The 26112-nt window shown below is 60.3% G+C and carries 23 protein-coding genes, 1 tRNA gene and 1 riboswitch; of the genes, 11 read left to right on the top strand and 13 right to left on the bottom strand.

Going from position 1 to position 26112, the window contains the following annotated elements:
• Positions 1-276: 276 nt before the first annotated feature.
• Positions 277-702, bottom strand: a complete 426-nt coding sequence (locus CKO36_RS13355) for a helix-turn-helix domain-containing protein (protein ID WP_200284558.1) — start codon at positions 700-702, stop codon at positions 277-279.
• 110 nt (positions 703-812) lie between these two features.
• On the opposite strand from CKO36_RS13355, the gene CKO36_RS13350 reads away from it, so the two are divergent.
• From CKO36_RS13350 to CKO36_RS20460, 3 genes are all read left to right on the top strand, one after another.
• The gene (locus CKO36_RS13350) at positions 813-1043 is read left to right on the top strand and encodes a helix-turn-helix domain-containing protein (RefSeq protein WP_200284557.1); all 231 of its coding nucleotides are present in this window, start codon (positions 813-815) and stop codon (positions 1041-1043) included.
• A 178-nt stretch (positions 1044-1221) separates the two neighbouring features.
• Complete coding sequence (locus tag CKO36_RS13345) at positions 1222-1926, top strand: hypothetical protein (RefSeq protein ID WP_200284556.1); 705 nt, start codon at positions 1222-1224, stop codon at positions 1924-1926.
• Between the two features lie 156 nt (positions 1927-2082).
• Positions 2083-2559, top strand: coding sequence for a site-specific integrase (locus CKO36_RS20460; RefSeq protein WP_200284555.1), 477 nt, complete (start codon positions 2083-2085; stop codon positions 2557-2559).
• Positions 2560-2584: 25 nt separating this feature from the next.
• Here the strand turns inward: CKO36_RS20460 and CKO36_RS13335 are convergent.
• The 12 genes from CKO36_RS13335 to CKO36_RS13285 form a co-directional block, all read right to left on the bottom strand.
• A tRNA-Leu gene (locus CKO36_RS13335) sits at positions 2585-2669 on the bottom strand.
• 151 nt (positions 2670-2820) lie between these two features.
• Positions 2821-4923, bottom strand: a complete 2103-nt coding sequence (locus CKO36_RS13330) for a SulP family inorganic anion transporter (protein WP_242469605.1) — start codon at positions 4921-4923, stop codon at positions 2821-2823.
• A 330-nt stretch (positions 4924-5253) separates the two neighbouring features.
• Positions 5254-6132 carry a methylenetetrahydrofolate reductase [NAD(P)H] gene (gene metF / locus CKO36_RS13325; protein ID WP_200284553.1) on the bottom strand — a complete coding sequence of 293 codons (879 nt, stop codon included), beginning with the start codon at positions 6130-6132 and terminating at the stop codon, positions 5254-5256.
• Positions 6133-6191: 59 nt separating this feature from the next.
• On the bottom strand, positions 6192-7598 hold the full coding sequence (gene ahcY / locus CKO36_RS13320; RefSeq protein ID WP_200284552.1) for an adenosylhomocysteinase: 1407 nt from the start codon (positions 7596-7598) through the stop codon (positions 6192-6194).
• A gap of 21 nt (positions 7599-7619) precedes the next feature.
• Positions 7620-7718: riboswitch (S-adenosyl-L-homocysteine riboswitch) on the bottom strand.
• Between the two features lie 81 nt (positions 7719-7799).
• Complete coding sequence (metK, locus tag CKO36_RS13315) at positions 7800-8969, bottom strand: methionine adenosyltransferase (RefSeq protein WP_200284551.1); 1170 nt, start codon at positions 8967-8969, stop codon at positions 7800-7802.
• 239 nt (positions 8970-9208) lie between these two features.
• Positions 9209-9388 carry a nucleotidyltransferase family protein gene (locus CKO36_RS13310; RefSeq protein ID WP_200284550.1) on the bottom strand — a complete coding sequence of 60 codons (180 nt, stop codon included), beginning with the start codon at positions 9386-9388 and terminating at the stop codon, positions 9209-9211.
• A gap of 54 nt (positions 9389-9442) precedes the next feature.
• Complete coding sequence (locus CKO36_RS13305; RefSeq protein ID WP_200284549.1) at positions 9443-12454, bottom strand: amino acid adenylation domain-containing protein; 3012 nt, start codon at positions 12452-12454, stop codon at positions 9443-9445.
• Between the two features lie 18 nt (positions 12455-12472).
• On the bottom strand, positions 12473-14374 hold the full coding sequence (locus CKO36_RS13300; protein WP_200284548.1) for a propionyl-CoA synthetase: 1902 nt from the start codon (positions 14372-14374) through the stop codon (positions 12473-12475).
• Positions 14371-14760 carry a CBS domain-containing protein gene (locus CKO36_RS20310; RefSeq protein ID WP_338053480.1) on the bottom strand — a complete coding sequence of 130 codons (390 nt, stop codon included), beginning with the start codon at positions 14758-14760 and terminating at the stop codon, positions 14371-14373. Before CKO36_RS20310 ends, CKO36_RS13300 begins: the two co-directional genes overlap by 4 nt.
• 86 nt (positions 14761-14846) lie before the next feature.
• Entirely contained in the window at positions 14847-15935 is a 1089-nt protein-coding gene (locus tag CKO36_RS13295; protein ID WP_200284547.1) for a phosphoglycerate mutase, read from the bottom strand.
• Between the two features lie 13 nt (positions 15936-15948).
• Positions 15949-18069 carry an EAL domain-containing protein gene (locus CKO36_RS13290; RefSeq protein ID WP_200284546.1) on the bottom strand — a complete coding sequence of 707 codons (2121 nt, stop codon included), beginning with the start codon at positions 18067-18069 and terminating at the stop codon, positions 15949-15951.
• Positions 18069-18992 (bottom strand): cytochrome-c peroxidase, encoded by a 924-nt coding sequence (locus CKO36_RS13285; protein ID WP_200284545.1) that lies wholly within the window; start codon positions 18990-18992, stop codon positions 18069-18071. Before CKO36_RS13285 ends, CKO36_RS13290 begins: the two co-directional genes overlap by 1 nt.
• A gap of 420 nt (positions 18993-19412) precedes the next feature.
• Here CKO36_RS13285 and nifE point away from each other — a divergent pair, with 420 nt between their 5' ends.
• The 8 genes from nifE to mltB all read left to right on the top strand — a co-directional run bounded on the left by nifE (position 19413) and on the right by mltB (position 26091).
• Positions 19413-20825: a nitrogenase iron-molybdenum cofactor biosynthesis protein NifE gene (gene nifE, locus CKO36_RS13280; RefSeq protein ID WP_200284544.1), complete on the top strand. Its 1413-nt coding sequence runs from the start codon at positions 19413-19415 to the stop codon at positions 20823-20825.
• Positions 20818-22218, top strand: coding sequence for a nitrogenase iron-molybdenum cofactor biosynthesis protein NifN (gene nifN, locus CKO36_RS13275; protein WP_200284543.1), 1401 nt, complete (start codon positions 20818-20820; stop codon positions 22216-22218). The genes nifE and nifN overlap by 8 nt, the downstream gene beginning before the upstream one ends.
• 11 nt (positions 22219-22229) lie before the next feature.
• Positions 22230-22733 carry a NifB/NifX family molybdenum-iron cluster-binding protein gene (locus CKO36_RS13270; protein WP_200284542.1) on the top strand — a complete coding sequence of 168 codons (504 nt, stop codon included), beginning with the start codon at positions 22230-22232 and terminating at the stop codon, positions 22731-22733.
• On the top strand, positions 22730-23260 hold the full coding sequence (locus CKO36_RS13265; RefSeq protein ID WP_200284541.1) for a SoxR reducing system RseC family protein: 531 nt from the start codon (positions 22730-22732) through the stop codon (positions 23258-23260). The genes CKO36_RS13270 and CKO36_RS13265 overlap by 4 nt, the downstream gene beginning before the upstream one ends.
• Complete coding sequence (locus CKO36_RS13260) at positions 23257-23730, top strand: NifX-associated nitrogen fixation protein (protein ID WP_200284540.1); 474 nt, start codon at positions 23257-23259, stop codon at positions 23728-23730. Before CKO36_RS13265 ends, CKO36_RS13260 begins: the two co-directional genes overlap by 4 nt.
• Positions 23731-23752: 22 nt before the next feature.
• The gene (gene fdxB / locus CKO36_RS13255) at positions 23753-24064 is read left to right on the top strand and encodes a ferredoxin III, nif-specific (protein WP_200284539.1); all 312 of its coding nucleotides are present in this window, start codon (positions 23753-23755) and stop codon (positions 24062-24064) included.
• A 297-nt stretch (positions 24065-24361) separates the two neighbouring features.
• On the top strand, positions 24362-24751 hold the full coding sequence (locus CKO36_RS13250; RefSeq protein WP_200284538.1) for a RidA family protein: 390 nt from the start codon (positions 24362-24364) through the stop codon (positions 24749-24751).
• A gap of 86 nt (positions 24752-24837) precedes the next feature.
• The gene (mltB, locus tag CKO36_RS13245; RefSeq protein ID WP_242469604.1) at positions 24838-26091 is read left to right on the top strand and encodes a lytic murein transglycosylase B; all 1254 of its coding nucleotides are present in this window, start codon (positions 24838-24840) and stop codon (positions 26089-26091) included.
• The last annotated feature ends 21 nt before the right edge of the window (positions 26092-26112 follow it).

The following is a 26112-nucleotide window of genomic DNA, read 5'->3' as shown; positions in this document are numbered from 1 at the left end:
AATCGCTCAAGCAGAGCGCGTACCATGACCGTGGCAGGCGCGCGTTCAGCAAACCGGTTGAGAACATCATCAAACATCGGTTGTCAACTCCAACTCTAGAAATAATATCCATATTATACAATGAGTTGCATCACCTTAAAAGGGCTGCTCCATTGGAACCTAAATCCAGCGCGACACGATAGCTTCAATTAAATCATCATTTTAGCGCCGTAGCCCCGCGCGTTTATGACTGATGATGCCACGGCTATCCCTTGCCGTGACTGGAGCGCGTCACGTTCAAGTCACGTGCGCCCGGATCGCCATCAGCACAGCAACATAGCCCGCCTCGGTAAACCCATCGGGAGCCTTCAGCGACCGCAGCGCCGCCCACTCCTCGGGTTGGACATCGAGCGCCGCCGCCAGCGCCTGATTCGACGCTAGGTCACGCAGCCCTGGAGGAGCGAAATAATCCGAAAGAATCGAAGTCGGCCCATCGGCGCCCGCCTTGTAATCCGCTCCGCCATCATCAAGCGAATCACCGGTCAGCCAGGACACCGAGACATTGAGCGCTTTCGCAATACCAGTCAAATTTTCATAAGACGGGGATTTGCGACCGGTCTCCCAATGACCAGGAAGCGAGCGAGAGCAAGGTATCCGCTTCGCGAGTTCATTCTGGGTCAGCCCCGCTCGCTCACGCGCCGCCTTAAGTCGTTTAGGAAACATGGTGCACCCATTATTTGGCGATAACTACCCCCAGTAGTTAAGCCTATATTCGCTTGCCTGTAAAATCTACTAATAGTAGATTTACGCTACTAAAAAACGAGGGAAACACAATGAAAATCACCGCCCGACTCGCTAAAAACACAAGAATGCTTCGCGCCGCTGCAGGCTTGGATCAAAAACAACTCGCTGATAAAGCGAAAATAAGCAAGTCATACATCAGCAAAATTGAATGTGGGCGGGGGAATGTCACTATCGAAATCCTTGAAAAAGTGGCAAAAGCCCTAGGGGTCGGTCCCGACAAACTAATCACAAAAATAAAGCTCAACAAAGCTGCCACGTGAATAGCTCGCAATGGAATCTCAAGCGAAGCTGAAGGCCGTTCCCATGGAGCAACCAGAGCCACCATATCCGGCTGACATTAAATCCAATGGATGGAAGCCAGAGCTAGACATCGACAGGATCGAAAGCTCTGACACATGGACACTAGTAGAAGACGATGAACGCCCTTGGTTGCTGCGTGTGTGGCTCGAAGCCTGGCGTTCGGTGCCCGTCGGTTCAATGCCCTCAGATCGCCGCCTGTTTGCCCGTCGAATCGGATGCAAACCCGCGTTCTTGGATGCCCACGCCGAGATCCTGTTGCGCGGCTGGCAACGGCACTCCGACGGATTGCTCTACCACGGCTTTATCACCGCCCTGGTGCTCAAGATGCTCGACACGCGCCGCTCAAGCGCTGCGAAAGTGCGCGCCTGGCGCGAGCGCAAGAAAGCCGACAAAACCACTAAACAGGGAGATGTAACCGGTTACAACGGGGCATGTAACCGTAACGTACCGGTAAGTAACCGACAGGAACAGGAACAGGAAGAGAAGCCCCTTACCCCCTTCCGACACCCAGCCGAAGGACACGCTGAAGCACGCCAAGCTCGACCCTTGGCACCTCCCCACCTGGGTCAATCCCAGCGCTTGGGCCGAGTTGAGCAGCACCGCCGCAAGATGGGCAAGCCCCTGACCGACCTCGCCCGCACCAAAGCCGCCAACCGCCTGCAAGACCTCAGCCCCGAGGAGCAGCAGCAGTGCATCGACACCAGCATCCAGGCCCGTTGGTCGGGCCTCTTCCCGGAGAAAACCAAGCATGCAAACAGCAACGACGCCAAGCACGAACGCCGCAAGCGCGCCTTCGACAAGACCATTGCCCGGGCCAGAGCCCATTTCGACGAAATGGATTGAAACCATCTTCGCTCGTTTCGCAATCATCTGGCCACAGACCTGGCTCGACCTCAGCACAACGGTTGATCCCGACCTCATGACCCACGAATGGAGCCTGGGTTTGGCCGGGCTCTCAGGCCAAGAGATCAAGCACGGCATTGACCACTGCCACACTCAGTGCCGCTTTTCGCCCTCCATCGCCGAATTCCGCAGCGCCTTCGCGAGAAGCTCGTTCATCTTGAAGCGCGTCACACCAAAGCTGGCAAGCGACGGAGTATTCCGCTGTGCAATCACGCATACAAAGCCATCCTTAGGCGTGCCAGCTTTCGCAGTGAGCACTGCCCTGGGACGCCTTGGGTGTTCTCGTTCGCAGATGGGCGGCGGGCCAGGGATATACGAGGAGCCTTTTCAAAGGCATGCAGTGATGCTGGGATCGAGAATTTCCACTTCCACGACCTCCGTCATACCTGTGCAGCTTGGTTGGTCACCGCAGGAGCGCCACTTGCCGAAATTCGGGATCTTTTGGGCTACAGCACGATTCAGATGACCGAGCGTTACGCCCATTTGGCACCTGAAAACTTAAGAACCACTGTTGCCCGGTTTGAGTCACGTTTAAGTCACGCTGACCCAAACATTCAGCAAGAGGCCATATGATGGAACTGCAACTCTTTGATTTAAATGGTGCGCGAGGGGGGACTCGAACCCCCACGGATTCCTCCACTGGAACCTAAATCCAGCGCGTCTACCAATTCCGCCACCCGCGCGGTGGGGCGCCCGTTGCAGGCACCTTGTTAGTTGCTTGGCTGCTTGCTTGCGCGTATTGCAGCTTGGCTGTTTCTGTAAGTTTAACGCTTGTGCGCGCGTTGCGCGCGTTTTTTGCTTAAGCCCCGATGAGGCTGAGGCTGCTTAAGCTGATTAGGCCGAGACGCTGTCGTATTCGCGCTCCATGAACGTCAGGGCTTTTTCCTTGGTGCGGAAGAAGTGCTCGTGGCTGAGTACGTCGAACAGCCGACCGCGTTTCAGTGCCTCATAGACTTGATTCTTGAGGCTGGAGAAGTAGATTTCGATGCCGTTGTCGCGGAAGGTGTCGATGACATCGCGCAGTCGCTCTTCGCCGGAGACATCAATGTCGTTGATGCCGCTGCCAATCACCAGCACGGCCTTGGCGTGCGGGTTTTGTACCCGGGCTTCAAGCAGCATGTCTTCAAAGTGCGAGGCATTGACAAAGTTGAGCGAACCATCGAAGCGCACGGCAATGAAGCGCTTGCCCAGCGGAGTGAGATTGTTTTCAAGGGCGCCGGCCAGGGTGCCATCGCTGTCGCGTCCCAGAATGGAGGTGCGCGGTTTCATGGTGCGCAGCATCCACATCACAATGGCGAACCCAGCGCCCAGCAGAATACCATTGGCCAGCTTGGGCGCCATGGCCAGTGTGGCGATGAAGGTGACCAGTCCGGCGATGGCTTCCTGACGTTCAATGCGCCAGGCGCGGATCAGTGCGCGCACATTGATCAGTCCAAATACCGCCATCATCACGATAACCGCCAGTACGGCTTGTGGCAGATGATACAGCAATGGGGTCAGGTACAGCAGTACCAGCATGACGGCAATGGCGCTGAGAATGGCGAAGAGTCCGGTTTTGGCGCCGGTTTTCGCTGCTACGGCGGAGCGGGAGAAAGAGCCGCTGACGGTGAAGGAGCTGAAAAAGCTGCCGACGATATTAGCCAGACCTTGGCCGATGAGTTCCTTGCTGGTATCAATGCGCTCCTTGGTCTGGGCGGCAATGGCTTTGGAGATGGAGGTGGCCTCCATGAAGCCGATCAGCGCCATGACCAGAGCCGATGGCAGCAGCACCCAGAAGACATCCGCTTTGAAGCTCGGTACCCGGAATTGCGGCAAGCCGGCCGGAATGGTACCGACCACCGCGCCGCCACCCATGAAGGTGATCTGATCGCCGTTGATCTTGTTAATACGCCAGGTGTGGCCATCGGCGTCGATGTCCGGCGGCGTCTGGCCGTGGCGGAAGAACAGATTCTCACCAGAGGCGCTGACGGCATGCTCGAAGCGCAGGCCATGCAGATCGACCTGACGTTCGTTGTTGGCGAGCTTGCGCTCTTCCATCTCGCGGGTGATGACGCGCAGATCGGCCTCCAGCAGCGCCAGTTCGGCAAAGCGACTGGTGTCCTTGGTGGCGGCCAGTTTGCGGATGTCCTGCGCAAGGCTGGAACTGGTCTGGCCCAGCGAGTCGATGGTGCGGGCGGTGGATTCGTAGTCAAGCACCAGTTGACGGGCGGCGGCGTCTTGCAGGGCCTCAAGGCTGACGGTCTGGTTGCGTTCGAAGCCGATCAACCAGCTGATGGTGGTGGCGACCACGACGGCCAGCAGCACACCCGGCAATTTGGGCACGATTTTTTTGGTGCCAATAATAATGGCCACGGTGCCGAGTGCGAACAGAATGGTCGGTAGATGCGACGCCTGGAGCTGCTCGATGACGGTCCAGAGATCCGCGACAAAGCTGTCAGTACGCGGGAAGGGAACATTCAGCACCTTGCTGAGCTGCGACAGGCCGATGATGAGAGCGGCGGCGTTGGTAAAGCCAATGATGACCGGGCTGGATAGGAAATTGGCAAGAATGCCCATGCGCAATACGCCCAGCAGCAGCCGCAGGACGCCGACCATGAGCGCCAGCATGACCGATAGTTGCAGAAATTCCTGACTGCCCAGCGCGGCCAGCGGCAGCACAGCCGCAGCTGACATGAGTGACAGCATCGCTACCGGCCCGGTATGCAGCTGGTTGGATGAGCCCCACAGGGAGGCGATGATGACAGGCACAAAGGAGGCATAGAGTCCATAGACCACTGGCAGGCCGGCCAGCTGTGCATAGGCCATGCTCTGTGGCACCAGGACCAGGGCGACCGTGATGCCGGCAATCAGATCGGCTCTGAGTGTGGCGCCGGTCATGGGGAACCAGCGCAGGAACGGGAAAAAGGCCAGCAGGAGCGGGGATTTAATGGGGCTCATCGATGGATTCACCGGTGCCAGCTGCATTGGCCAGGCCAGACGTGGCCGGCTGACGCGACTTCTGGTTGGATAACACCTTGTTAGCCGATCAGTCTAATCGATCCGGCCATGGCGAATGTATAGATGTTACTTGCTGTTCCTATCAGCTTAAGTTGATGCTGGCCGTCAAAAAATTGGCCGCACCACAGCAGTGGGACGGCCAAATCCAAGGAGAAATGGATGATTCCTACGCAAATCTAAGGACATACTTTGGCCTTGTCGCTGATATTTCGCAGCATGGCCGCGCACGTTTTTCGCGTGCTGTTTGGCGTTGTGGCAACTGCCAGTCGATTAAGCGGCGGCGGCATCAGCGCCCGCTGTCGGGGCAATCCCCAGATCTCGACACAGCGCCAACGTCGGCCCGGCCTGGTTCATGGTGTAGAAATGCAGCCCCGGCGCACCGCCGCTGAGCAGGCGTTCGCACAGTTTCAGGATCACTTCATGGCCAAAGGCACGGATGGATGCGCGATCTTCGCCAAAGGCTTCCAGCCGGCGACGAATCCAGCGCGGGATTTCCGCCCCGCAGGCATCTGAGAAGCGCGCCAGCTGTGAATAATTGGTGATTGGCATGATGCCGGGAATCACCGGTACCGAGATGCCCTGTTGTGCGCACAATTCGAGAAAGGCGAAGTAGGCATCGGCATTGAAAAAATACTGGGTGATGGCGCTGTCGGCCCCGCAGGCGACCTTGTGCTTGAAATGTTCCAGATCGGCGGTCGCCGAGGCGGCTTGGGGATGGAATTCCGGATAGGCGGCTACCTCAATATGAAAGCGCGCGCCATATTCCTCGCGCAGATAGCTCACCAGCTCGCTGGCATAGCGAAAGGTGCCGCGATCCGGGCGGCCCATGCCGGAGGGCAGATCGCCGCGCAGCGCCACTAGGCGGCTGATACCTTGAGTGGCGTAGTGTTCGACGATGTCATGGATTTCGTCCTTGCCGGAGCCGATGCAGGCTAAATGGGGCGCGGTCTCGATGCCCTGTTCGCGCAGCCAGGTCACGGTCTCGAAGGTGCGCTCGCGGGTCGAGCCGCCGGCGCCATAGGTGCAGGAAAAATACAGCGGTTTGAGTGTATTGAGCTTGGTCACCGCGCCTTTGAGCTTGGTCATGCCCTCGGACGTTTTGGGCGGGAAGATCTCCAGGCTCAGAGTGTCTTGCAGTTGCGTGTGCATCGCTGGTCCCTTGATGAAGCATTGCGTTGCGCCACCCGGAGGTGGCGCGCGAGAGGGCTTTAGTAGCGGTAATGCTCGGGCTTGTACGGACCTTCGACATTGACGCCGATGTAATCCGCCTGCTCGGGACGCAGCTTGGTCAGCTTGGCACCGATTTTGTCGAGATGCAGACGTGCAACCTCTTCATCGAGATGCTTGGGCAACACATAGACGCCAATTGGGTACTCGTCCGGCTTGGTGAAGATCTCGATTTGCGCCAGCACCTGGTTGGTGAAGGAGTTGGACATCACAAAGCTCGGATGCCCGGTGGCGCAGCCAAGATTGACCAGCCGTCCTTGCGCGAGCAGGGTGATGCGATGCCCGTCAGGGAAGATGATTTGATCGACCTGCGGCTTGATGTTGTCCCACTCGTAGTCCTTGAGGGCGTGGACCTGGATCTCGTTGTCAAAGTGGCCGATGTTGCAGACAATCGCCTGGTCTTTCATCGCCGCCATGTGATCATGGGTGATGATGTCAAGGTTGCCGGTGGTGGTGACGAAAATGTCAGCCTGATTGGCGACCTCATCCAGACGTACCACGCGATAGCCTTCCATAGCCGCCTGCAGGGCGCAGATGGGATCAATCTCGGTGATCCAGACATTGGCACCCAGTGCGCGCAAGGCGGCCGCTGAGCCTTTGCCAACGTCGCCATAACCGCACACCACGGCGACCTTGCCGGCGATCATGACATCGGTGGCGCGCTTGATGGCGTCAACCAGAGATTCGCGGCAGCCATACAGATTGTCGAACTTGGACTTGGTCACCGAGTCATTGACGTTCATGGCCGGGAACAGCAGGGTGCCGTTCTTGAACATCTCATAGAGACGATGCACGCCGGTGGTGGTCTCTTCGGTCACGCCCTTGATGCCCTGGCTAATCTTGTGCCAGTGCTCGCGGTCGCGGTCGAAGGTGCGGTTCAGCACGCCGAGCACAGCGGTCCATTCCTCGTTGTCGTCGGCGGTCGGCTGGGGCACGCTGCCGGCTTTTTCGTACTCGACACCTTTATGCACCAGCAGAGTCGCATCGCCACCATCGTCGAGGATCATATTCGGACCCTTGCCGTCCGGCCAGTTGATGACCTGCTCGGTGCACCACCAGTACTCTTCCAGCGTCTCGCCCTTCCAGGCATAGACCGGGATGCCGCGCGCGGCGATGGCCGCAGCTGCGTGGTCCTGAGTGGAGAAGATATTGCAAGAACACCAGCGAATCTCGGCACCCAGCTCGACCAGGGTCTCGATCAGCACCGCCGTCTGGATGGTCATGTGCAGGCTGCCGGTGATACGCGCGCCGGTGAGCGGCTTGGACGGGCCATATTTCTCGCGTAGGGACATCAGACCGGGCATTTCGGTCTCGGCGATGGTCATTTCCTTGCGGCCGAAATCGGCCAGGGACAGGTCGGCGACTTTGTAGTCTGTGAACTCACTCATGGTTATCAGCTCCTGATGAATCTTGAGTGAGCGCCGTTGGGAAAAATTTGGGGCTCCAGCTTCCGAGCCTGGCCCGTGCCCTGATTGTGTCCAGGGTGGGTTGCAGCGCTCCTCGGAAGGGAGGGTTGGATGGATGTTTACAGCAGGCGTTTGAATGCCTCTTAAGCTAAATTGGGTTGGTTAAGCCGATTTTTGTGGGACTTAGATCCCCGCTGCATCCTTCAGTGCTGCGGCCTTGTCGGTCTTTTCCCAGCCGAATTCCGGCAGTTCGCGACCGAAGTGACCATAGGCGGCGGTCTTGCGATAGATCGGCTGGATGAGATTGAGCATGTTGACCAAGTTGTAAGGACGCAGGTCGAAGTGCTCGCGCACCAGCGTGGCGATGCGATCTTCGTCGATCTTGGCAGTGCCGAAGGTCTCAACCGAGATTGACGTCGGCTCGGCCACACCGATGGCGTAGGACACCTGCACCTCGCAGCGATCGGCCAGACCGGCGGCGACCACATTCTTGGCTACATAGCGTCCGGCATAGGCTGCAGAGCGGTCAACCTTGGAGGGATCCTTGCCGGAGAAGGCACCGCCACCGTGACGGGCCATGCCACCATAGGTGTCAACGATGATCTTGCGCCCGGTCAGACCGCAGTCGCCCACCGGGCCGCCGATGACGAAGTTGCCAGTCGGGTTGATGTGAATGCGGGTGTCCTTGTGCATCCATTCGGGTGGAATGATTGGCTTGATAATGTTCTCCATCACCGCTTCCTGCAGATGGCCGTAGTCGATATCTGGATCATGCTGGGTGGAGAGCACCAAGGCATCAACCGCTACCACCTTGCCGTTCTCATAGCGCATGGTGACCTGGCTCTTGGCATCCGGGCGCAGCCAGGGCAGCACGTTTTGCTTGCGCATCTCCGACTGGCGCTCGACCAAGCGGTGCGAATAGGTGATGGGGGCCGGCATCAGCACGTCGGTTTCATTGGTGGCATAGCCGAACATCAGACCCTGGTCGCCAGCACCCTGCTCCTCGGGCGCGCTGCGATCAACACCCTGGGCGATGTCGGTTGATTGCTTGCCGATCAGCGACATGACTGCGCAGGTGGAGCCGTCGAAGCCGACATCCGAGCTGTTGTAGCCGATGTCATTGACCACTTCACGCACCAGGGTGTCGAAGTCGATCCAGGCTGCGGTGGTGATCTCGCCGCCGAGGATTACCGCGCCGGTCTTGATCATGGTCTCGCAGGCCACGCGCGCATGCGCCGGGTTGGGGTCGGAAGCCAGGATGGCATCGAGCACCGCATCAGAGATTTGATCAGCCACCTTATCGGGATGGCCTTCGGAGACGGACTCGGAAGTAAACAGGTAGTCTCTTGCCATAGTTGGGTTTTCCTATCGGAATGTTGTGCCGGACAGCCGCGCGAAGACGCTCGGGCGGGGGGAACGGCGGTTGATGAGAGGGCATCAAGATGGCCGTTGATCGGCCGCCCTCGAAGCAGGTGAGTCCCCCAGTCTAACCAGACTGCCACCTTGATTGCAAAGTTTGGTCAAGTGTTAAGACCTTTGCATCATCAAATTTTTTACCCAATTTGTAAGGGTGCAGAATGAACACTGAGGTTTCATAAACGGATGCTCGCAGTAGCAGCGAGACTATTGAGCTTGGCCATCAAATCAATTTGGCGTAATAGAACGAGCACATCAATATCACCGCCGCGCGCCTGATCATCAAGCCGCGCGCCGAACAGGCAAACCTCTGCGTCTGGATCGACCTGCGCGATGGTATTACGAATCTTTTGCAACTTTTCGGTTGTTCAGCGCATAACAGATTGCGCATGGTTGCTGCGACTGCCTGTTCAGATCCCAACCGCCGCGCGCAGCCGCCGATCCAGTGCTTCGCCGAGCAGGGTTCGGTAGTCGGTGGGGAAGGTGATTCCCAGGTGTTGCAGCTGGTGTTGTGCGGCGCGGGTGTCGAAGTGTTGGATCTCCCGGCTGGGGCCACCCTGGAAATAGAGCGTCAGCGGGTAGAGTGGGTCGGACTCCTGCAAGGGCAGGATCACCTGCTGCTTCCAGTCTTCATAGGGAATGATGTCGATGGGGCGATCGGTGAGTTCGCTCAACAGGGCGACATACTCGGGGAGCGGAATTTCGTGCGGATTGGACAGGTTGAGCAGGCGGTGCTGCTGCTGGCTGGCGGCGCAGGTCAAGGCGACAATGGCGGCGGCGAGCCGGTCCACGGGCACGGCTTCGAACACCAGATCCAAGTCCGGAGCCACGCCGCGCGACAGATAGGCGCGCATCATCAGCAGCGCGAAATTGCTGCCCACCGGGCTGGAGACGCCGGTGCGGCTGTTGGCGAAAATGTTGCCGGGACGCAGGATCAGGCCATTCAAGCCGCGTTCGAACGCTTGTGCTAGCAGCCGTTCGGAGACCCATTTGGACAGCGCGTAACCGCCAAAGAAATCGGCCGGATGCTCGCCGATGCGTGCCTCGTAACCAACGCCCTGGGCATCGGCGGCACTGATGGCGCTAGCGGTGGAAACGAAGCTGAGGGTCTTGGGGCGTCCGCGCAGGGCCAGGCGGATCAGTTCCAGAGTGGACTGGGTGTTGGCGGCTTTGAGTCGCGGGTAATCAAACAGATGGTTGACATAGGCACCGCAGTGGATGATATGCACGCAGTGGTCACGCAGCCGTCGTTCATCCTCACGCGCCAGCCCCAGACCCGGCTGAGCCAGATCGCCGGCCAGCAGCCGAATCCGTTCGGCGCCGCTTTCAGCATCCAGCCCCAGTGGCTCCAGGGCCTGATGCAGACGCTGGCGTAAGGCGGCGGTTGTGGTGCCCTGGGGGCCGGAGCCGGGGCGAATCAGGCAGTAAATAGGGCGCTCACTGGCGTGCAAGAGTTCGGCGAGCAGATGGCCGCCGAGAAAGCCGGTCGCGCCGGTTAGCAGCACGGCGCCGCTGCCGTCGCCGGCCGGGGCGCTGGTCCATTGCGGACGCAGGCTGGGGTCGAGGCGGGCGTCGGCTTCGGCCAGCGCGCGCGCGTCATCCTGGTTGGCGTGGCCGCCGAGTTCGTCGATGGTGCGGGCCAGGCCCTCAATAGTCGGATGTTGCAGGAAGGCATCCAGCTCAAAGGGCTTGGCGATGCGCGCGCGAATGCCGGCATAGACGGTGGCGAGTAGGATTGAGGAGCCACCCAGGGCAAAGAAATCGTCGGTGACGCCGAATGCCGTGCGTTGCAGACATTCGGACCACACCTCCCAGAGAATCCGCTCAGTGGCGGTGCGCGGTGCCACGGCATCCGGGCGCTTCAGTTCCTCGAAGACCGGCGGCGGCAAGCGTTTGCGGTCGATCTTGCCACGACTGGTGACCGGCAGCTCATCGAGCGCCATGAGCACGCTGGGCACGGAGTAGGCAGGAAGCTGTTCGTTTAGCCAGCGCTTGTAAGCTTCCAGATCGAAGGCGGCGCGGCGCGCCGGTTCCGGTTGCAGATAGCCGACCAGGACTTTTTCCTCGCCCTGCTTGACCATGACCACGGCGACAGTGGCGATGTCCGCATGGCGGGTCATCACCTGTTCGAGTCCGTCGAGTTCCAGCCGGAAACCACGGAATTTGATCTGGCGATCGGCGCGGCCGATGAAATCCAGGCTGCCATCGGCGCGAAAGCGTGCCAGGTCGCCGGTGCGATAGAGCACATCAGTTGGATTGCCGGTGAAGGGATTGGCGACGAAGCGCTCGGCGGTGCGCTCGGGCAGATTCAGATAGCCTTTCGCCAGCCGGTGACCGCCGATATAAAGTTCGCCCGTCTCCCCGGGGGGCACCGGCTGGCGTGCCTCGTCGAGCACATAGAGCACGGTATCCGTCAGCGGCTTGCCGATCGGCAAGGGCGCCGTGGGATCCTCCAGCTCGGTGATCATCTGGAAAGTGGCCAGGATGCCGGTTTCAGTCGGTCCATAGCCATTGATAAAGGCGCGCGGTCGCCCCTGAGCGTTGTTGAGCACCTTGTGCACCGTCTTGGGATTGACCACATCCCCGCCCGAGAGCAGGTATTTGACCCCGCGAAACATGCCAGGACGGAAGGCGACCAGTTGGTCGAACAGGGCCGCAGTCACCCACATGATGGTGATGCCCTGCTGCTCGATGAAATCGGCGAAGGCTTCCGGGTTGATGAGGGTCTCGTAGTCAACGCAAACCAGGGTGGCACCATTGATGAGCGCGGTCCAGATCTCGAAGGAGGCCGCGTCGAAGGCGATGCTGCTGGAGGACAACACCCGATCCGAGGCGCCGATGCTCAGGTAGCGGGGGCTGACGATCAGCTCGCTGATGGCCAGATGCGGCAGCAACACCCCCTTGGGACGCCCGGTTGAGCCGGAAGTGAAGAACACACAGGCGATGTCCTCGCAATCGATGTGAATCGAGCTTGGCTCGGGCGACCAGACATAGGGATCGCCCAGATCAGTCAGGCTGAGCGCCTGGGTAAAGGCGAAATCCGCGCGCTTCTCGGGGGCGACCAGCAGGCACTTGGGGGCGGTGTCCTCGACAATGGTGCGGCGTCGCTTGGCCGGTTCGCGCAGGTCAATGGGGACATAGGCGGCCCCACACTTGAGCGCTGCCAGCATGGCGACCACAAAGTCGATGCCGCGCGGATAAGCAATGCATACCCGGTCGCCTGACTGTACGCCCTGGTGGCGATGCAGCCAGTCGGCGACCCGACTGGACAGCCGATCCAGTTCCGTATAGGTGATGCAGGCCCGCCCATGGCGCACGGCGATGCCACCGGGGACGCGCTCGGCGGCGCGAGCAAACAAACCCGGCAGGGTTTGGGGATCATCCAGGCTGAGATCGGCCGCAGCGGTGGGGAAGCTGTTCATTCAATTTAACCTGGGGGCTTAACCAGGGGTGGAATGGGCATAGCCACTGGCCTGCAGGGCCTGTTCGATTTCACCCAGAATGGCCGGATCATCAATGGTGGCCGGGAGCCGGTAGGGCGTGCCATCGGCGAGGCTCTTCATGGTGCCGCGCAGGATTTTGCCGGAGCGGGTCTTGGGCAGGCGCTCGACGATGATGACGTGCTTGAAGGCGGCGACCGGGCCGATCTGATCGCGCACCAGGGCAATGAGTTCAGCTTCCAGGGTCGCGGGTGTAGTGTCGATGCCGGCCTTGAGCACCACCAGCCCCAGGGGCAGCTCGCCTTTCAGGGTGTCAGCCACGCCGATGACTGCGCACTCGGCCACCGCCGGGTGGTTGGCCAGCACGCCTTCCATGGCGCCGGTCGAGAGGCGGTGACCGGCGACATTGATAATATCGTCGATACGGCTCATGACGAACAGATAGCCGTCATCATCGAAGTAGCCGGCATCGCCGCTGAGGTAATAGCCCGGCTGCGCGGCCAGATAAGACTGCACGAAGCGCTCGTCATTACCCCACAGCGTCGGCAAGCAGCCGGGCGGCAGAGGCAGGCGAATCATGATGCGCCCGACGGTGCCGGGGGTTACGGGTTCGCCCTCGTCATCCAGCACCTGCACGTCATAGCCCGGCACCGGCTTGGTCGGCGAACCCGGCTTGATTGGCAGCGGCTCCAGTCCCAGACAGTTGGCGGCAATGGCCCAGCCGGTTTCGGTCTGCCACCAGTGATCGACGACGGGCACCCCGAGCTTGTCCTGCGCCCACTCCAGGGTGTTGGGGTCGCAGCGTTCACCGGCCAGAAAGAGCGCGCGGAAGTTGTCCAGGCGATAGCGCTGGAGATGCTCGGCCTTGGGGTCATCGCGCTTAATGGCGCGAAAAGCGGTGGGGGCGGTGAAAAGCACTGACACCCCGTATTCTTCAATCACGCGCCAGAAGGCGCCGGCATCGGGCGTGCCGACCGGCTTACCTTCGTAGATGACCGTGGTGTTGCCATTCAGCAAGGGTGCATAAACGATGTAGGAGTGGCCCACCACCCAGCCGACATCGGAGGCGGCCCAGAATACCTCGCCCGGCTCCACGCCATAAACATGCTTCATGCTCCACAACAGGGCCACAGCATGGCCGCCGTTGTCGCGCACCACCCCCTTGGGCATGCCGGTGGTGCCGGAGGTATAGAGGATATAGAGCGGATCGGTCGCCGCCACCGGCACGCACTCTGCCGGGCTGGCCTGGGCCGCAGCCTGCGCCCAGTCGAGATCCCGCTCGGGCAGGAGTTCCGCGCGCAGTTGCTCGCGTTGCAGAATGACGCAGTGCTCAGGCTTGTGCGGGCTGGCCTCAATGGCGGCATCCAGCAGCGGTTTGTAGGCCAGGGTGCGGCTGGGCTCGATCCCGCAGGAACTGGCCAAAATGACCTTCGGTTTGGCATCCTCAATGCGGCTGGCCAGCTCGCGCGAAGAGAAACCGCCGAACACCACGGAGTGCACAGCACCCAAGCGCGCGCAGGCGAGCATGCCAATTGCTGTTTCCGGCACCATGGGCATGTACAGGATGACCCGATCGCCCTTAACGACGCCCAAATCGCGCAACAGCCCGGCACAGCGCGCGACCTGGTCTTGCAGCTCGGCATAGCTGATGCGCTGCTTGGTGCCGGTGACCGGGCTGTCGTAAAGAATCGCGGTTTGCTCACCGCGCCCCTGGTCAACATGGCGATCCACTGCGTTGTAGCAGGTGTTGAGCTGCGCGCCGCTGAACCAGCGATAGAAGGGCGGCTGGCGGTCATCCAGCACCCGCTCCCAGGGCTGATACCAGTCGACAGCGCTGGCCGCCTCACCCCAAAATTGCTCTGGATTCTGTGTCGCCTGCACGCATGCTTGATGATGATTCAATCTCCAATCCTCCTGGCTTTGTTGCCGGCGCCTGGCCAGCTTGTTTGATCTCGCGGGACATTAGCCCATACGGGCGCAGAATTCAAAGCTCCTCGGTCAGCTTGAGGCCGGCGCGTGCCGCCAGTTGGCGCAACAGCTCGGCGGCCTGGTCTTGCTGAGCGGTCTGGGCTTCGTTCCTGGCAGATTGAACTACCTAGGCAGACCCCCTGGCTTTGCAACGCCAGCAGGCGGCTGGAGAGGATCAGGCGATAGCCAGGCTCCAGCGTCACCACCACGCTGCGGATGTTGTGTGCCCGCATGGTTCGCGCCACTTCGGCGAGGCTGGCGGTGGCCGGCAGGGTGATGACAGTGGGGGAGGCAATACTGCGCAGCGTTGGAAAAAGCATCGGCGACCTGACGAAGTTGGTCGGTTCATGTCCGGGAGTCAATCGGTCCCGGTTCTGTCGTGGCACAGTTGACGTCTGCGACGCGGCTAGCCCAGCCGATCCCTGAACCAACCGCTGATGTGGCGCCGCAGGCCGCCGAACCAGGAGGCGTGCCAGGTCCAGCGATGCCCGACGCCATCGTGCAGCCGCACCACCCGAGCCGGGGAGCCGGCGCGCGGCGGCCACTCCAGTGCCCAAGTCAGCAGCGGCGCCAGTTGCTGGTCGAGCCGTTGCAAGGCCTGTTCCCAGCCGGTCAGGTCGCGCCTTAACAGGGCATCGCCGAGGCGCAGCTCAATCAGCAGCACGCGCCCGCTGTGGAGTCTTTCGAGCTGCGGCAACAGCCCTGGATCTTCCGGGTGGCTGCTCGGCACTTGCCCGGCCTGTGCCAATCCCAGCGGCAACAGATCCTCGGCAATGACCAGCTTGAAGTCAGCGGCCAGCTCCAGGGCTGCATAGGCGCCTGGCCCCGAGCACCAGAGTCCATTGATCATCGGCCGCCCGGCGGCTGTGCGCGCCTGATTGACGCTGGACTGATGCATGAGCATCTGCGCCTCGTTCATCAGCGCATTCCAGCGTCTGGCATCCGCACCGCCCGGCATCGCCTCGGCCAGGGGGGCGCCCATGACGCTGCGCAGCGAGCGGGTATGCAGTTGCAGCGGCTCAGGTGCGCGCAGGTACCAGCGTTCGGGAACGGGCGCATAGAGTCGCAGGCCATCGGCGCGAAAATGCGCGTTGAGTTCGGCGACCAGCTGCCGGGCTTCATCGGGTTGAATTGCCAGTGCCTGACTGTCGAACAGCCGCAACTGATCGCGATCGGCGCGCAAATGCACTGGATCGGCATGCAACCAGAAGCCGGTGCGATCCCAGTTTGGGTGGTCCACCGCCAGACAATAGGGCGCAGTTGGCAGTTGCTCGGCAAAGGCGGCATCCAGCCCCAGCGCGCGAATTAATGCGTCCATCGCGGTGCACGGCGACTGATCCGCCGTAGCGGCCGTGGCGGATGGCTTGCTAGCGCGCGCCTGTCGGAGCAGTTGATCCAGCGCGGGCGTGTCTGAGTCGCTGGCGGCTGGCAGCTGTGGGGGGCCGAGCAGTCCGGGAATCAGCAGTTCGATGTCAAGACCGTCTGAGGCTTTCATTATTAAGCGTCGGTCATTGCCTTGCGAAATCGCAATCCAGGGTATCAGCCAGCGGCTTGCCGAGGTAGAAGCCTTGAGAGTAATCGATGCCCATGGTGCGAACCTGGCGCTCGACGGCCTCGCAATGCACAAACTCGGCGACGGTTTTGATGCCGACCCCCTGGGCGAAATGCACAATGCCTTCGACAATTTTCTGGCTGCGCCGGTCGCTGTCAATCTGCTTGATCAGGGAGCCGTCGATTTTCAGCCAGTTGGCGTGCAACTCCAAAATGCGCGAGAAGTTGGAATAGCCGGTGCCAAAGTCATCAATGGCAATCATAGCGCCAAGGTCTTGCAGACGACGCAGAAACGCCTGGCTGGTGGCATCAATCAGGCCGCCTTCGGTTTCGAGGATCTCAAAGGTCAGGCGCGCAGCCAGTGCGGGATGAGCTTCCAACGTGTCGAGAATCGTAGCCAAAATGCGACGGTCATGCAGATCCTCGGTGGACAGATTGATGCTCAGCGAACACTGCGTTGCATGTAGCTTGGCGCTGGCGAGTTGGATTACCCGGCTGGTGACCCATCCGATCAGCTTGGACTCCTTGGCGACATCAAGGAAGGCTCCGGGGTAAACAATGGCGCCCTGTTCGTCGCGGTAGCGTACCAGCGCCTCGTATTTGGCAATGCGCCCACTGTGATTGTCAAAGATGGGCTGATAGTGCAGCAGCAGACGCTCCTGCTCCAGGGCGGCGGTGAGCGTCCATGTGGTGTGGAAATTATGCTCAATGGCGCGGCGGTCGACCAAGTCCGCATCATAGCGGGCGAAGCGCTCCCGTTCGCTGCTTTTGGCCTGATTCAGGGCGAGATGGGCAGTTTCAAACAAGGGTGCGGTGGCTGACAGGGCGGCATTCAGCGCGATAGTCAGACTCAGATTCTGCACCTGGATGGGCTGATGCGCGAGTGTCTCCAGCAGCGCCTCAACCCGGGTAGTCAACTGCTCGCATTGCGCGGCATCTCGCGACTGAGTGTCGAGCATTAGGGCAAAGCAATCCCCGCCGACGCGGTACACCTGTGGCTTGGCCCAGGCCTCTTCGCGCGCGAAGGCCAGCAGCCGCTGTCCCAGGGCGAGCAGCACATCATCGCCCAGTGTTTTGCCATAGAGATTATTGAGCCGGGAGAAATTGTCGATATCCAGCAGCAACAGGGCCACCTTAGTGCCGTGCTCGCACAGATCGCGTTCCAGACGCAGGCGATTGGGAAAGCCGGTCAGGCGGTCGGTCTGCGCTTGGTGGTCGAGTTGGCGCTGTAAGCGAATGGCACGGCTTTTGTGCAGATTCGACAGCAGCAGGAATCCCAGTGTCCCGGTCAGGAAGAGCGCGAAAATGGCCAGAAACAGATAGCTGAAGCGGGTCATTTTGTGCTGCTGTTCCTGCACGATGGCTTGATAGCGGGCGACGAACTGGTTGTAGGCGCTTTCGGTATCCAAGGCCTCGATTTGTTCAAGGATATGGGTATAGCGAGGAAAGGTTTTGATGAAAATATCCAGCTGCGCATCCAGGCGCTCACCAAGTTCGCGGTTGCCCATCATCTCGCCATAATGCTGGCTCAGCTGTGCATGCAGCGGCTTTAACTGCTCAATAAAGGCGGTATCGAGTGTATTGCGACTCATCAACAGCAGGGTGAGCAGCGAGACAGTCTTCTGTAATCCACCCATTTCGTGATAATGAAGGGTTTTAACGTGTTCATTGAGAAGACTGGGGATGATCATAATGGCGTTTTTGATCAGGGCATTGTCGCTTTTGAGCCGTTCGACCAGTTCCTGTTTGCGCTCCAGCCGTGCGCGATAGGCATCCAGACACTGCGGGCAGCCGCTGTGAACATTCGCACTGGCAAAGGCCTGCTCCAATCGTGCCAAACAGGTGTCGATTTGGTCAAAGAGCGCATTGAGTTTGCCGTAGTCGTAGTACAGCTCCAGTACGCTGTTTTGTACCTCGAAGTGCAATCGGTTTTCAGCGGTTTTGATGTGCTCCAGTTCGGTGAAGATGTCATCATTGAGCTTGAACAAACGCTTGGATTTCTGCACATTTTGCAGATAAAGCCCGCCAAACAGCAGCGCCAACCCCAGGATCAGGGTGATCAGGATGCGATCGCGCATTATGGCTGGCGCTCCGGTAATGCGCCTTCAAGCGTGCGTAAAAACTGCACCAGATCGGCGGTTTCTTCTGCACTCAGATGCAGGCCCAGGTTGTGATAGGCCATCAATTGCACGGCGGCTTCCAGCGTGGGTACTGAGCCATTATGGAAATAGGGGGCGGTCTGGCTGACATTGCGCAAACTGGGGACGCGAAAACGATTTTTGTCTTCCGGATCTCCGGTAATGGAATAGCGATCCCGGGTGTGATCATTCCAGCGGAAGGGGTGAATTACACCGATGCGTTGCAGGGAATTACCACCGACATTGATGCCATGATGGCAGATAATGCAGCCAAATTCCTTGAACTGAAGATAGCCCCGGTGTTCGCGGGCGGTGAGTTCAAGTTCGCCGCGCAAAAAGCGGTCGAAACGGCTGTTGGCGGTGATCAGGGTTTGCTCGAAATGGGCCAGAGCGTCGCTAATCTGCTCCAGCGAGGGGGTGGCTGTACCATACAGGCGCTGGAATGCTTGGGCATATTCCGGGTTGGCCGCTACTCGCTGTTCAACCTGCGCGGGTGTCAGCCCCATCTCGAGGTTGGTGATCAGCGGCATGCGTGCCTGTTCGGCGAGGGTGTGCGCGCGCGCGTTCCAGAATTGGCGATAGTTGAATGCGGCGTTATAGACACTTGGGGCGTTCATCACGCCGGTACGGCCTAATACGCCAGTTGAGACTGGCTGGCCATCCATGCCATAGCGATCCAGCGGGTGACAACTGGCGCAGGACACCTGGCCATCAAGCGACAGACTGGTGTCATGAAACAGTGCCTCCCCCAGGGCCGCCCGTTCGCGATCAACGCTGACCTCGGTTGGTAATGGTTGAATCGGTTCCCCGCTGGCGCACGCCAACCCCGGTATGAGCCCCAAGCCAAACACGAGTATCAGCAAGCAGCTCGATAAGCCCTTGCAGAGTCTGAGCTGAGTTGCGTGTCTGTTTCCGAAGAAGTCTGCTAACAAAGGCTGTTGTTCTGGTATCATCCGTGCACCCTCAATGACTTAAGGTGTCTTGAAAAATACACTTATCCTAGCGCGTTTTGCAGCATAGGTCACGCCAGACAGGTCATATTGATGCTAAATTACACTTAATGTATTGATATGCCGGCTCGCGTACGGCGGATTTCAGTCAGATGTTGCATCAATGAACCGGGGCCTGGGGTTGTTGCAGATGTCGCAAAGCATCCCGGTCGGCGGGCTTGTCGTCTTTGCGACACAGATCCGAGTGTCTTTATTCTTAAATAATCAGTGATTTGATGTTCTGGCACAGACTCTGCTTGCGCTGTGCTATCAAGCGACTGCGGTGGAACGGATATGAAGCAGAAAGAGATCGCGGCCCTGCTCGATGAGCCGGCCTGTGAGCATAATCAGAAGTCGAAGTCGGGCTGCGCCACGCTGAAGCCGGGTGCCACCGCCGGCGGCTGTTCCTTCGACGGGGCCCAAATTGCGCTGCTGCCAATTGCCGATGTCGCTCATATCGTGCATGGCTCCATCGCCTGTGCCGGCAGCGCCTGGGACAATCGCGGCACCCGCTCCTCAGGGCCGCAGCTGTTTAAGATCGGCATGACCACCGATCTGACCGAGCAGGACGTGATCATGGGGCGCGGCGAGAAGCGGTTGTTCCACGGCATCAAGCAGGCGATCGAAACCTACAACCCGGCGGCGGTGTTTGTCTATAACACCTGTGTGCCGGCGCTGACCGGCGATGATGTCGGTGCGGTGTGCCGCGCGGCGAGCCAGCGCTGGAACAAGCCGGTGATCTCCGTCGATGCGGCCGGTTTCTATGGCACCAAGAATCTCGGCAATCGCATCGCTGGCGAGGTGATGGTGCGCGACGTCTGCGGCACCCGCGAGCCGGATCCTATTCCACCCGGGATCGAACGCCCGGATTTCAAGGTGCATGATATTAGCCTGATCGGCGAGTACAACATCGCCGGTGAGCTGTGGCATGTGCTGCCCTTGTTCGATGAACTGGGGCTGCGGGTGTTGTGCACGCTGTCGGGTGATGCGCGCTTCCAGGAAGTGCAGACCATGCACCGCTCGCAAGCGAACATGATGGTGTGTTCTAAGGCGATGATCAATGTGGCGCGCAAGCTGTACGAAGCCTATGGCACACCCTGGTTCGAGGGCAGCTTTTATGGGGTGGCTGATGTCTCTGCGGCCCTGCGTGAATTCGCTCGCCTGCTCGATGATCCCGATCTGACCCAACGCACGGAGGTGCTGATCGCCCGCGAGGAGGCGCGCATCCATCAGGCGCTTGAGCCCTGGCGTGCCAAGTTGGCCGGCAAAAAGGTGCTGCTTTATACCGGCGGGGTCAAGTCCTGGTCGGTGATCAGCGCGCTGCAGGATCTCGGCATGACGGTGGTGGCCACCGGGACGCGCAAGTCCACCGAGGATGACAAGGCGCGCATCCGTGAGCTGATGGGCGAGGAAGCAGTGATGATCGAGGACGGAAATCCGCGCGCATTACTCGATCTGTGCGCCAAGTATCAGGTGGATATGATGATTGCCGGTGGGCGCAATCAATACACGGCGCTCAAGGCGCGACTGCCGTTTCTGGATGTGAATCAGGAGCGCGAGTTCGGCTATGCCGGCTATGAAGGCATGCTGGAGTTGGCGCGGCAGATCGATGTGACCCTGTCCAGTCCAATCTGGTCACGGGTGCGGCGCGCGCCACCCTGGCGGCCGGACCTGCAACCGAGCGCTCAGGAGGCGATCCATGGCTGACATCATCAAGCGTAACAAAGCCCTGTCGGTCAGCCCGCTGAAAGCAAGCGCCACCGTCGGCGCCACCCTGGCGTTTCTGGGCTTTAACCGCAGTATTCCCATGCTGCACGGTTCCCAGGGCTGCACAGCTTTTGGCAAGATTTTTTTCATCCAGCATTTTCGTGAGCCGATTCCGCTACAAACCACGGCGCTCGATCAGGTCAGCGCCATCATGGGCAGCGATGAGAACCTGATCGAAGGCCTGCGGACGATTTGCGACAAGCATCAACCGGCGCTGATCGGGGTGCCGACCACCGGACTGACCGAAGCCCAGGGCACGGATCCCAAGCGAGCCCTGAAAGAATTCCGCACCCGCTACCCGCAGTATGCGTCGGTGGCCATTGTGCCGGTGCACTCACCGGATTTCGCCGGCTGCCTGGAAAGCGGCTATGCCCATGCCGTCACCCGCATCATCGAGGATCTAGTGCCGGAAGCCAGCCGCGCCGGCACGCGTCCTGGTCGGCGCCAGCGCCAGGTGAATCTGCTGGTGGGGGCCTCCCTGACGCCGGGTGATATCGAGTCTCTGCACGACCTGCTAGAGCGTTTTCGCCTGCGCCCGGTGGTGGTGCCGAACCTGGCGGATGCGCTCGACGGACATCTGGCCGATACCGACTTCAGTGCGCTGACCATTGGCGGCACCCTGGTGGAAGAACTGGCCACTCTTGGCGATGCAGCGGCGACGCTGGTGATTGGCCGCTCCATGGACGCAGCGGCGGATCTGCTCAAGGCCCGTACCGGAGTGCCGGATTATCGCTTCGACCATCTGATGGGGCTGGATGCCATGGATGCGTTCGTGACCGCTGTGGCTGACATCAGCGCCGAGCCGGTGCCGGCGCGCATCGAACGCCAGCGCTCGCAGCTGCAAGACGCTATGCTGGATGCGCATTTCGCGTTCGGTTCCGCGCGTGTGGCCATTGCTGCCGATGGCGATCTGCTGCTGGCCTTCAGTGAGCTGCTGGCTGAAATGGGCGCCGCCACGGTCGCGGCGGTCACGCCTTCCAATGCGGCGAGTCTGCGCGAGGTTCGCGCCGAGCAGGTCAAGATCGGTGATCTCGAAGATCTGGAGCAGATCGCCCGCGCCCAAGGCGCCGAGCTGCTGATTTGCAACTCTCATGGAGCAGGTTCAGCCGCACGGCTGGGCATCCCGCTGTTGCGCGCCGGCTTTCCGCAATACGACCTGATCGGTGGCTATCAGCGTGGCTGGATCGGTTACTCAGGCTCGCGCCAGACGCTGTTTGATTTAGCTAACATCATGCTGAGCCTGGAGAAGGGCGAGATTCATCCCTACCGCTCGCGGCTTAAGCAGTGGCCGGCAGCTGAGCGATCCGCTGAATTATCAGCCCAGGCGGCTTAAGGAGATCTCTAATGCCTGTTGAACGCCGACTGAAATTGCTCAATTGTGATACGCCGCCAGCGGCCACGTCAGAGACATCCCCGAGCGCGACGGCGATCAAGGTGGCCTTTGCGACGACGGATCTGAGTCGGGTGGATCAGCACTTTGGCGCTGCGCAGGCGTTTGCCCTCTATGCCGTCGATAACCATGGCTGTGAACTGCTCGAAGTGGTGCAGTTTGGCTGCCTGTCAATGGATGGCAACGAGGATAAGCTGGCTGCCAAGATCGATGCGCTGGAGGGCTGCGTGGTAGTGTATTGCCAGGCAGTGGGGGCCTCGGCGGTCAGTCAGCTGCGCACGCGTGGGATTCAGCCGCTGAAAGTGGAGGCCGGCACCTCGGTCAAACAGCTACTGCAAGGCTTGCAGCGTGATCTGAACACAGGTCCCAGCGCCTGGCTGATGCGGGCGATTGCCGCCCGCCAACCGCGCGCTGAGGCGCGTTTTGATGCCATGGAAGCTGAGGGGTGGAGTGAATGATCGAGCAGTCGGGCCGAGTGCTGGAGGTGCTGCCGGCCGATGCGGCGCAGCCAGCGCGGCTGCGCATCGAAGTGCCCCGACGCAGTGCCTGCGGCGGCTGTGGTCAGGCGAGCGGCTGTGGCACAGCGGCGCTGGCCGGGCTCTTTGGTGAGTCGGCACTGCGCCTTGAAATACCCGTGCCTGAATCCGATGCAGCCCCGCCGCTGCGCGCCGGAGATCCGGTGCGGCTGGGGATAGAACCCGGCGCCTTGCTGAGCCTGGCGTTCCTGACCTATTTGCTGCCGGTCGTGCTGATGCTGCTGGGCGCTGGCTACGGCGAGCACCTGGGCGGTGACGGCCCGAGCCTGCTGCTGGCGCTGCTGGGACTCTTGGGCGGGCTGAGCCTCAGCCGCTGGCTGGTGGCACGCCTAAAGCGCTCAGGGCGCTCGGAGCAAAAAATTTTGGCGTCCGTGCTGCACGCACGGGCGGATTTGTCGCTGATTGAGCGGTTGCCTCATGCACCGCCACAACACCGGAGACTGCTATGACAACAGGGACTATGGCCATTGATACCGCCGACCCAGTGCTGCAAACGACTTTTTGTGTCGAACTGGTGCGCCAGATGCGTGCCTTCGATACCCATGGCCGGCTGGAGAACAAAACCAATGCTGAATTGCTCGATCCCTTCATCCTGACGCCGGAACGGCGCCGGGAGATTCCCGTGGTGGCTAATCCCGACACGGCGATCCTGGATCGGCTCAATGCCTTCTACAACACCATTGCCGCCATGATTGAGAGCGAATGCAGCCTGATGGCCTCGCCGGTGATCAACCTGAGCGCCGAGGGCTTTGGACGCGCGCTCATCCTGGTCGGCAAGCTGGTGGTGATGGACCGCACGCTGCGCGACGTGCATCGCTTCGGTTTTGACTCCCTGTCGAAAATGAAAGATGAGGCCGACAAGATTCTGTCCGTCGCGCTGGAACGGGTGGGCAATCATTCCGACGTGGCCGGACTTTAATCCGCCAGGGAGACAGACTGATATGAGCACCATCACCGGATTGACCCGGGGCGGCACCGAATGGACACCGGCCTTCATCGTGGCGCTGAATCAAAACAACTGCATTGGCTGCGGGCGCTGCTATAAAGTGTGCCCCCGCGATGTTTTCGAGTTGATTGATCGCGATGATCTGGATCTTGATGATGACGACGATTTCGACGACGATGACTTCGACGAAGCGCCCGGCATGGTCATGAACCTGAAGAATATCCTCGACTGCATCGGCTGCGAATCCTGTTCGCGGGTCTGTCCCAAGCAGTGTTTGAGTCATGCCCCGCAAGCGCTGGCGGCCTGAGACGCCAGCCTGAGACGCTGTTCTGAGACCAGGCAGCGCCTGTAACAGTTGGGCACATTTCACTGTGCCCAACTGACCCCCATCCCCGCAACCACTCCCGCCATCCCCACCTTCCCACCAGGGCAGGATCTTGTGCCGCCCCCTGGGTATCGTTCAGACGCGAGCATGACGAGGCTTTTTGTGGCATCGTAAGCGTTCGTTTTCCGAGCCAGGCGCGCGCTCCGCTAACGGCTGTGACTCATAAGCCAACCGATTGGGTGCGCGTCCAACCCAAGCCGAGGAGCGGGCCTTGCAGCCATGACCAGAACAGTGATTCATACCGATCAGGCGCCACAAGCCATTGGCACCTATTCCCAAGCCGTGCGGGTTGGTCATACCCTCTATCTGTCAGGACAGATTCCACTGGATCCGGCGACCATGGAATTGGTCGAGGGCGGGATCGAGGCGCGGATTCGGCGCGTCTTTGATAATCTGCTAGCCGTTACCCAGGCAGCCGGTGGCAGTTTTCAGGATCTGGTTAAATTACAGATCTTTCTGACGGATCTCAGTCATTTTCCGCTGGTGAATCAAATCATGGCGGAGTACTTTGAACAACCGTATCCGGCGCGCGCTGCCATTGGCGTTGCCGCTCTGCCCAAGGGGGCCGATGTCGAGATGGATGCGATTGTGGTGCTGGATGATGGATGATTGACCACGCTTAATCCCTGCCGGCATCCATTGTTCCAAATCTGTTGTGAGAACCCGAGGGCCCAATGATCCATCGAGCGCGTTTCTTGCTGTTACTGATCGGCGCACTCCTGATGCTGACCGGCTGTGGCACCCAGACCATCAAGGCTTCTGCTGCCACTGAGCCATCAACGCACCACACCACGCCATCGGCCACCGCGAGCCTGGAGCGAGCGTCGGCGACATCGCCCCAGAGCGTCGTTCAACCGGCCTCTGCGGCCCCCGCGTTCACCACTGACGCTGTCAAGCGCCGCCCTCAAGCCCGGGACACCGGGCATCTGATCAAGGTCGCGGCCTCCCATGGCCATGGCGTGCGCGGCGACTATGCCAAGAACCCGGCATTGGGACGCTTCATCGCGCGCATGGAAGCCGACGGCTTTTCCCGCGCTGAGCTGGAACGTTTGTTCTCGCAGGTTGAGCGCCAACAGTGGATTGTTGACTATATGAACCGGAGCGCCCCGCGTGTGCGTCCGGCGAGTGGACCCAATGGGGCCTGGCTGCGGTATCGCGCCAAGTTCCTCAAGGAATCGAATGTGGCCACCGGCACCGAATTCTGGCATCAACATGCCGCTACCTTGGCGCGCGCCGAGCGCCAATACGGGGTGCCGGCGGAATATTTGGTCGCCATCATCGGCGTTGAAACGCGCTGGGGCGGCTACATGGGGTCGCACCGCATCATTGATGCCCTGACGACCCTGGCCTTCGATTACCCGCGCCGGGCGGAATTCTTCACCGATGAGCTGGCCTACTATCTGGTCATGGCGCGCGAGGAGGGCTTCGATCCCCTGCAGCCGGTCGGCTCTTTTGCTGGTGCCATGGGACTGGGACAGTTCATGCCTTCGAGCTTCCACGCCTATGCGGTCGATTTCGACGGCAGTGGCCACCGCGATCTGTGGAATATCGATGACGCCATTGGCAGTATCGCCAACTATTTTGCCGGCCATGGGTGGCGTTCCGGTCAGCCGGTGGCCATGCAGGTACAGGTCGCTCGGGCGCTTCCGACCAGTCTGGATACCGGCTTTCCGAGCAATTACTCGGTCGCGGAGCTGACGACTCTGGGAGTCAGCGCCTCCCGCTTGCCTGCCAATCAGCAACGCCTGAGTCTGCTGCGACTGGATGTCGGCCAGGGGTATAAATACTGGGTGGGCTTTGACAATTTCTATGTCATCACCCGTTACAACCACAGTACCTACTACGCCATGGCCGTTCATCAACTGGCCCAGGCGCTCAAGGCGCGTCAGGGCCATGCGCCGCGTACCCTGCTGACCGACGAAATACCACCGCCCAAGGCGCGCAGCTAAGGCGCGCGGGGTGGGGTGGGG

This window comes from Rhabdochromatium marinum (assembly GCF_016583795.1).
Taxonomy (GTDB): domain Bacteria; phylum Pseudomonadota; class Gammaproteobacteria; order Chromatiales; family Chromatiaceae; genus Rhabdochromatium; species Rhabdochromatium marinum.
This window is presented reverse-complemented; position numbering and strand designations above follow the sequence as displayed.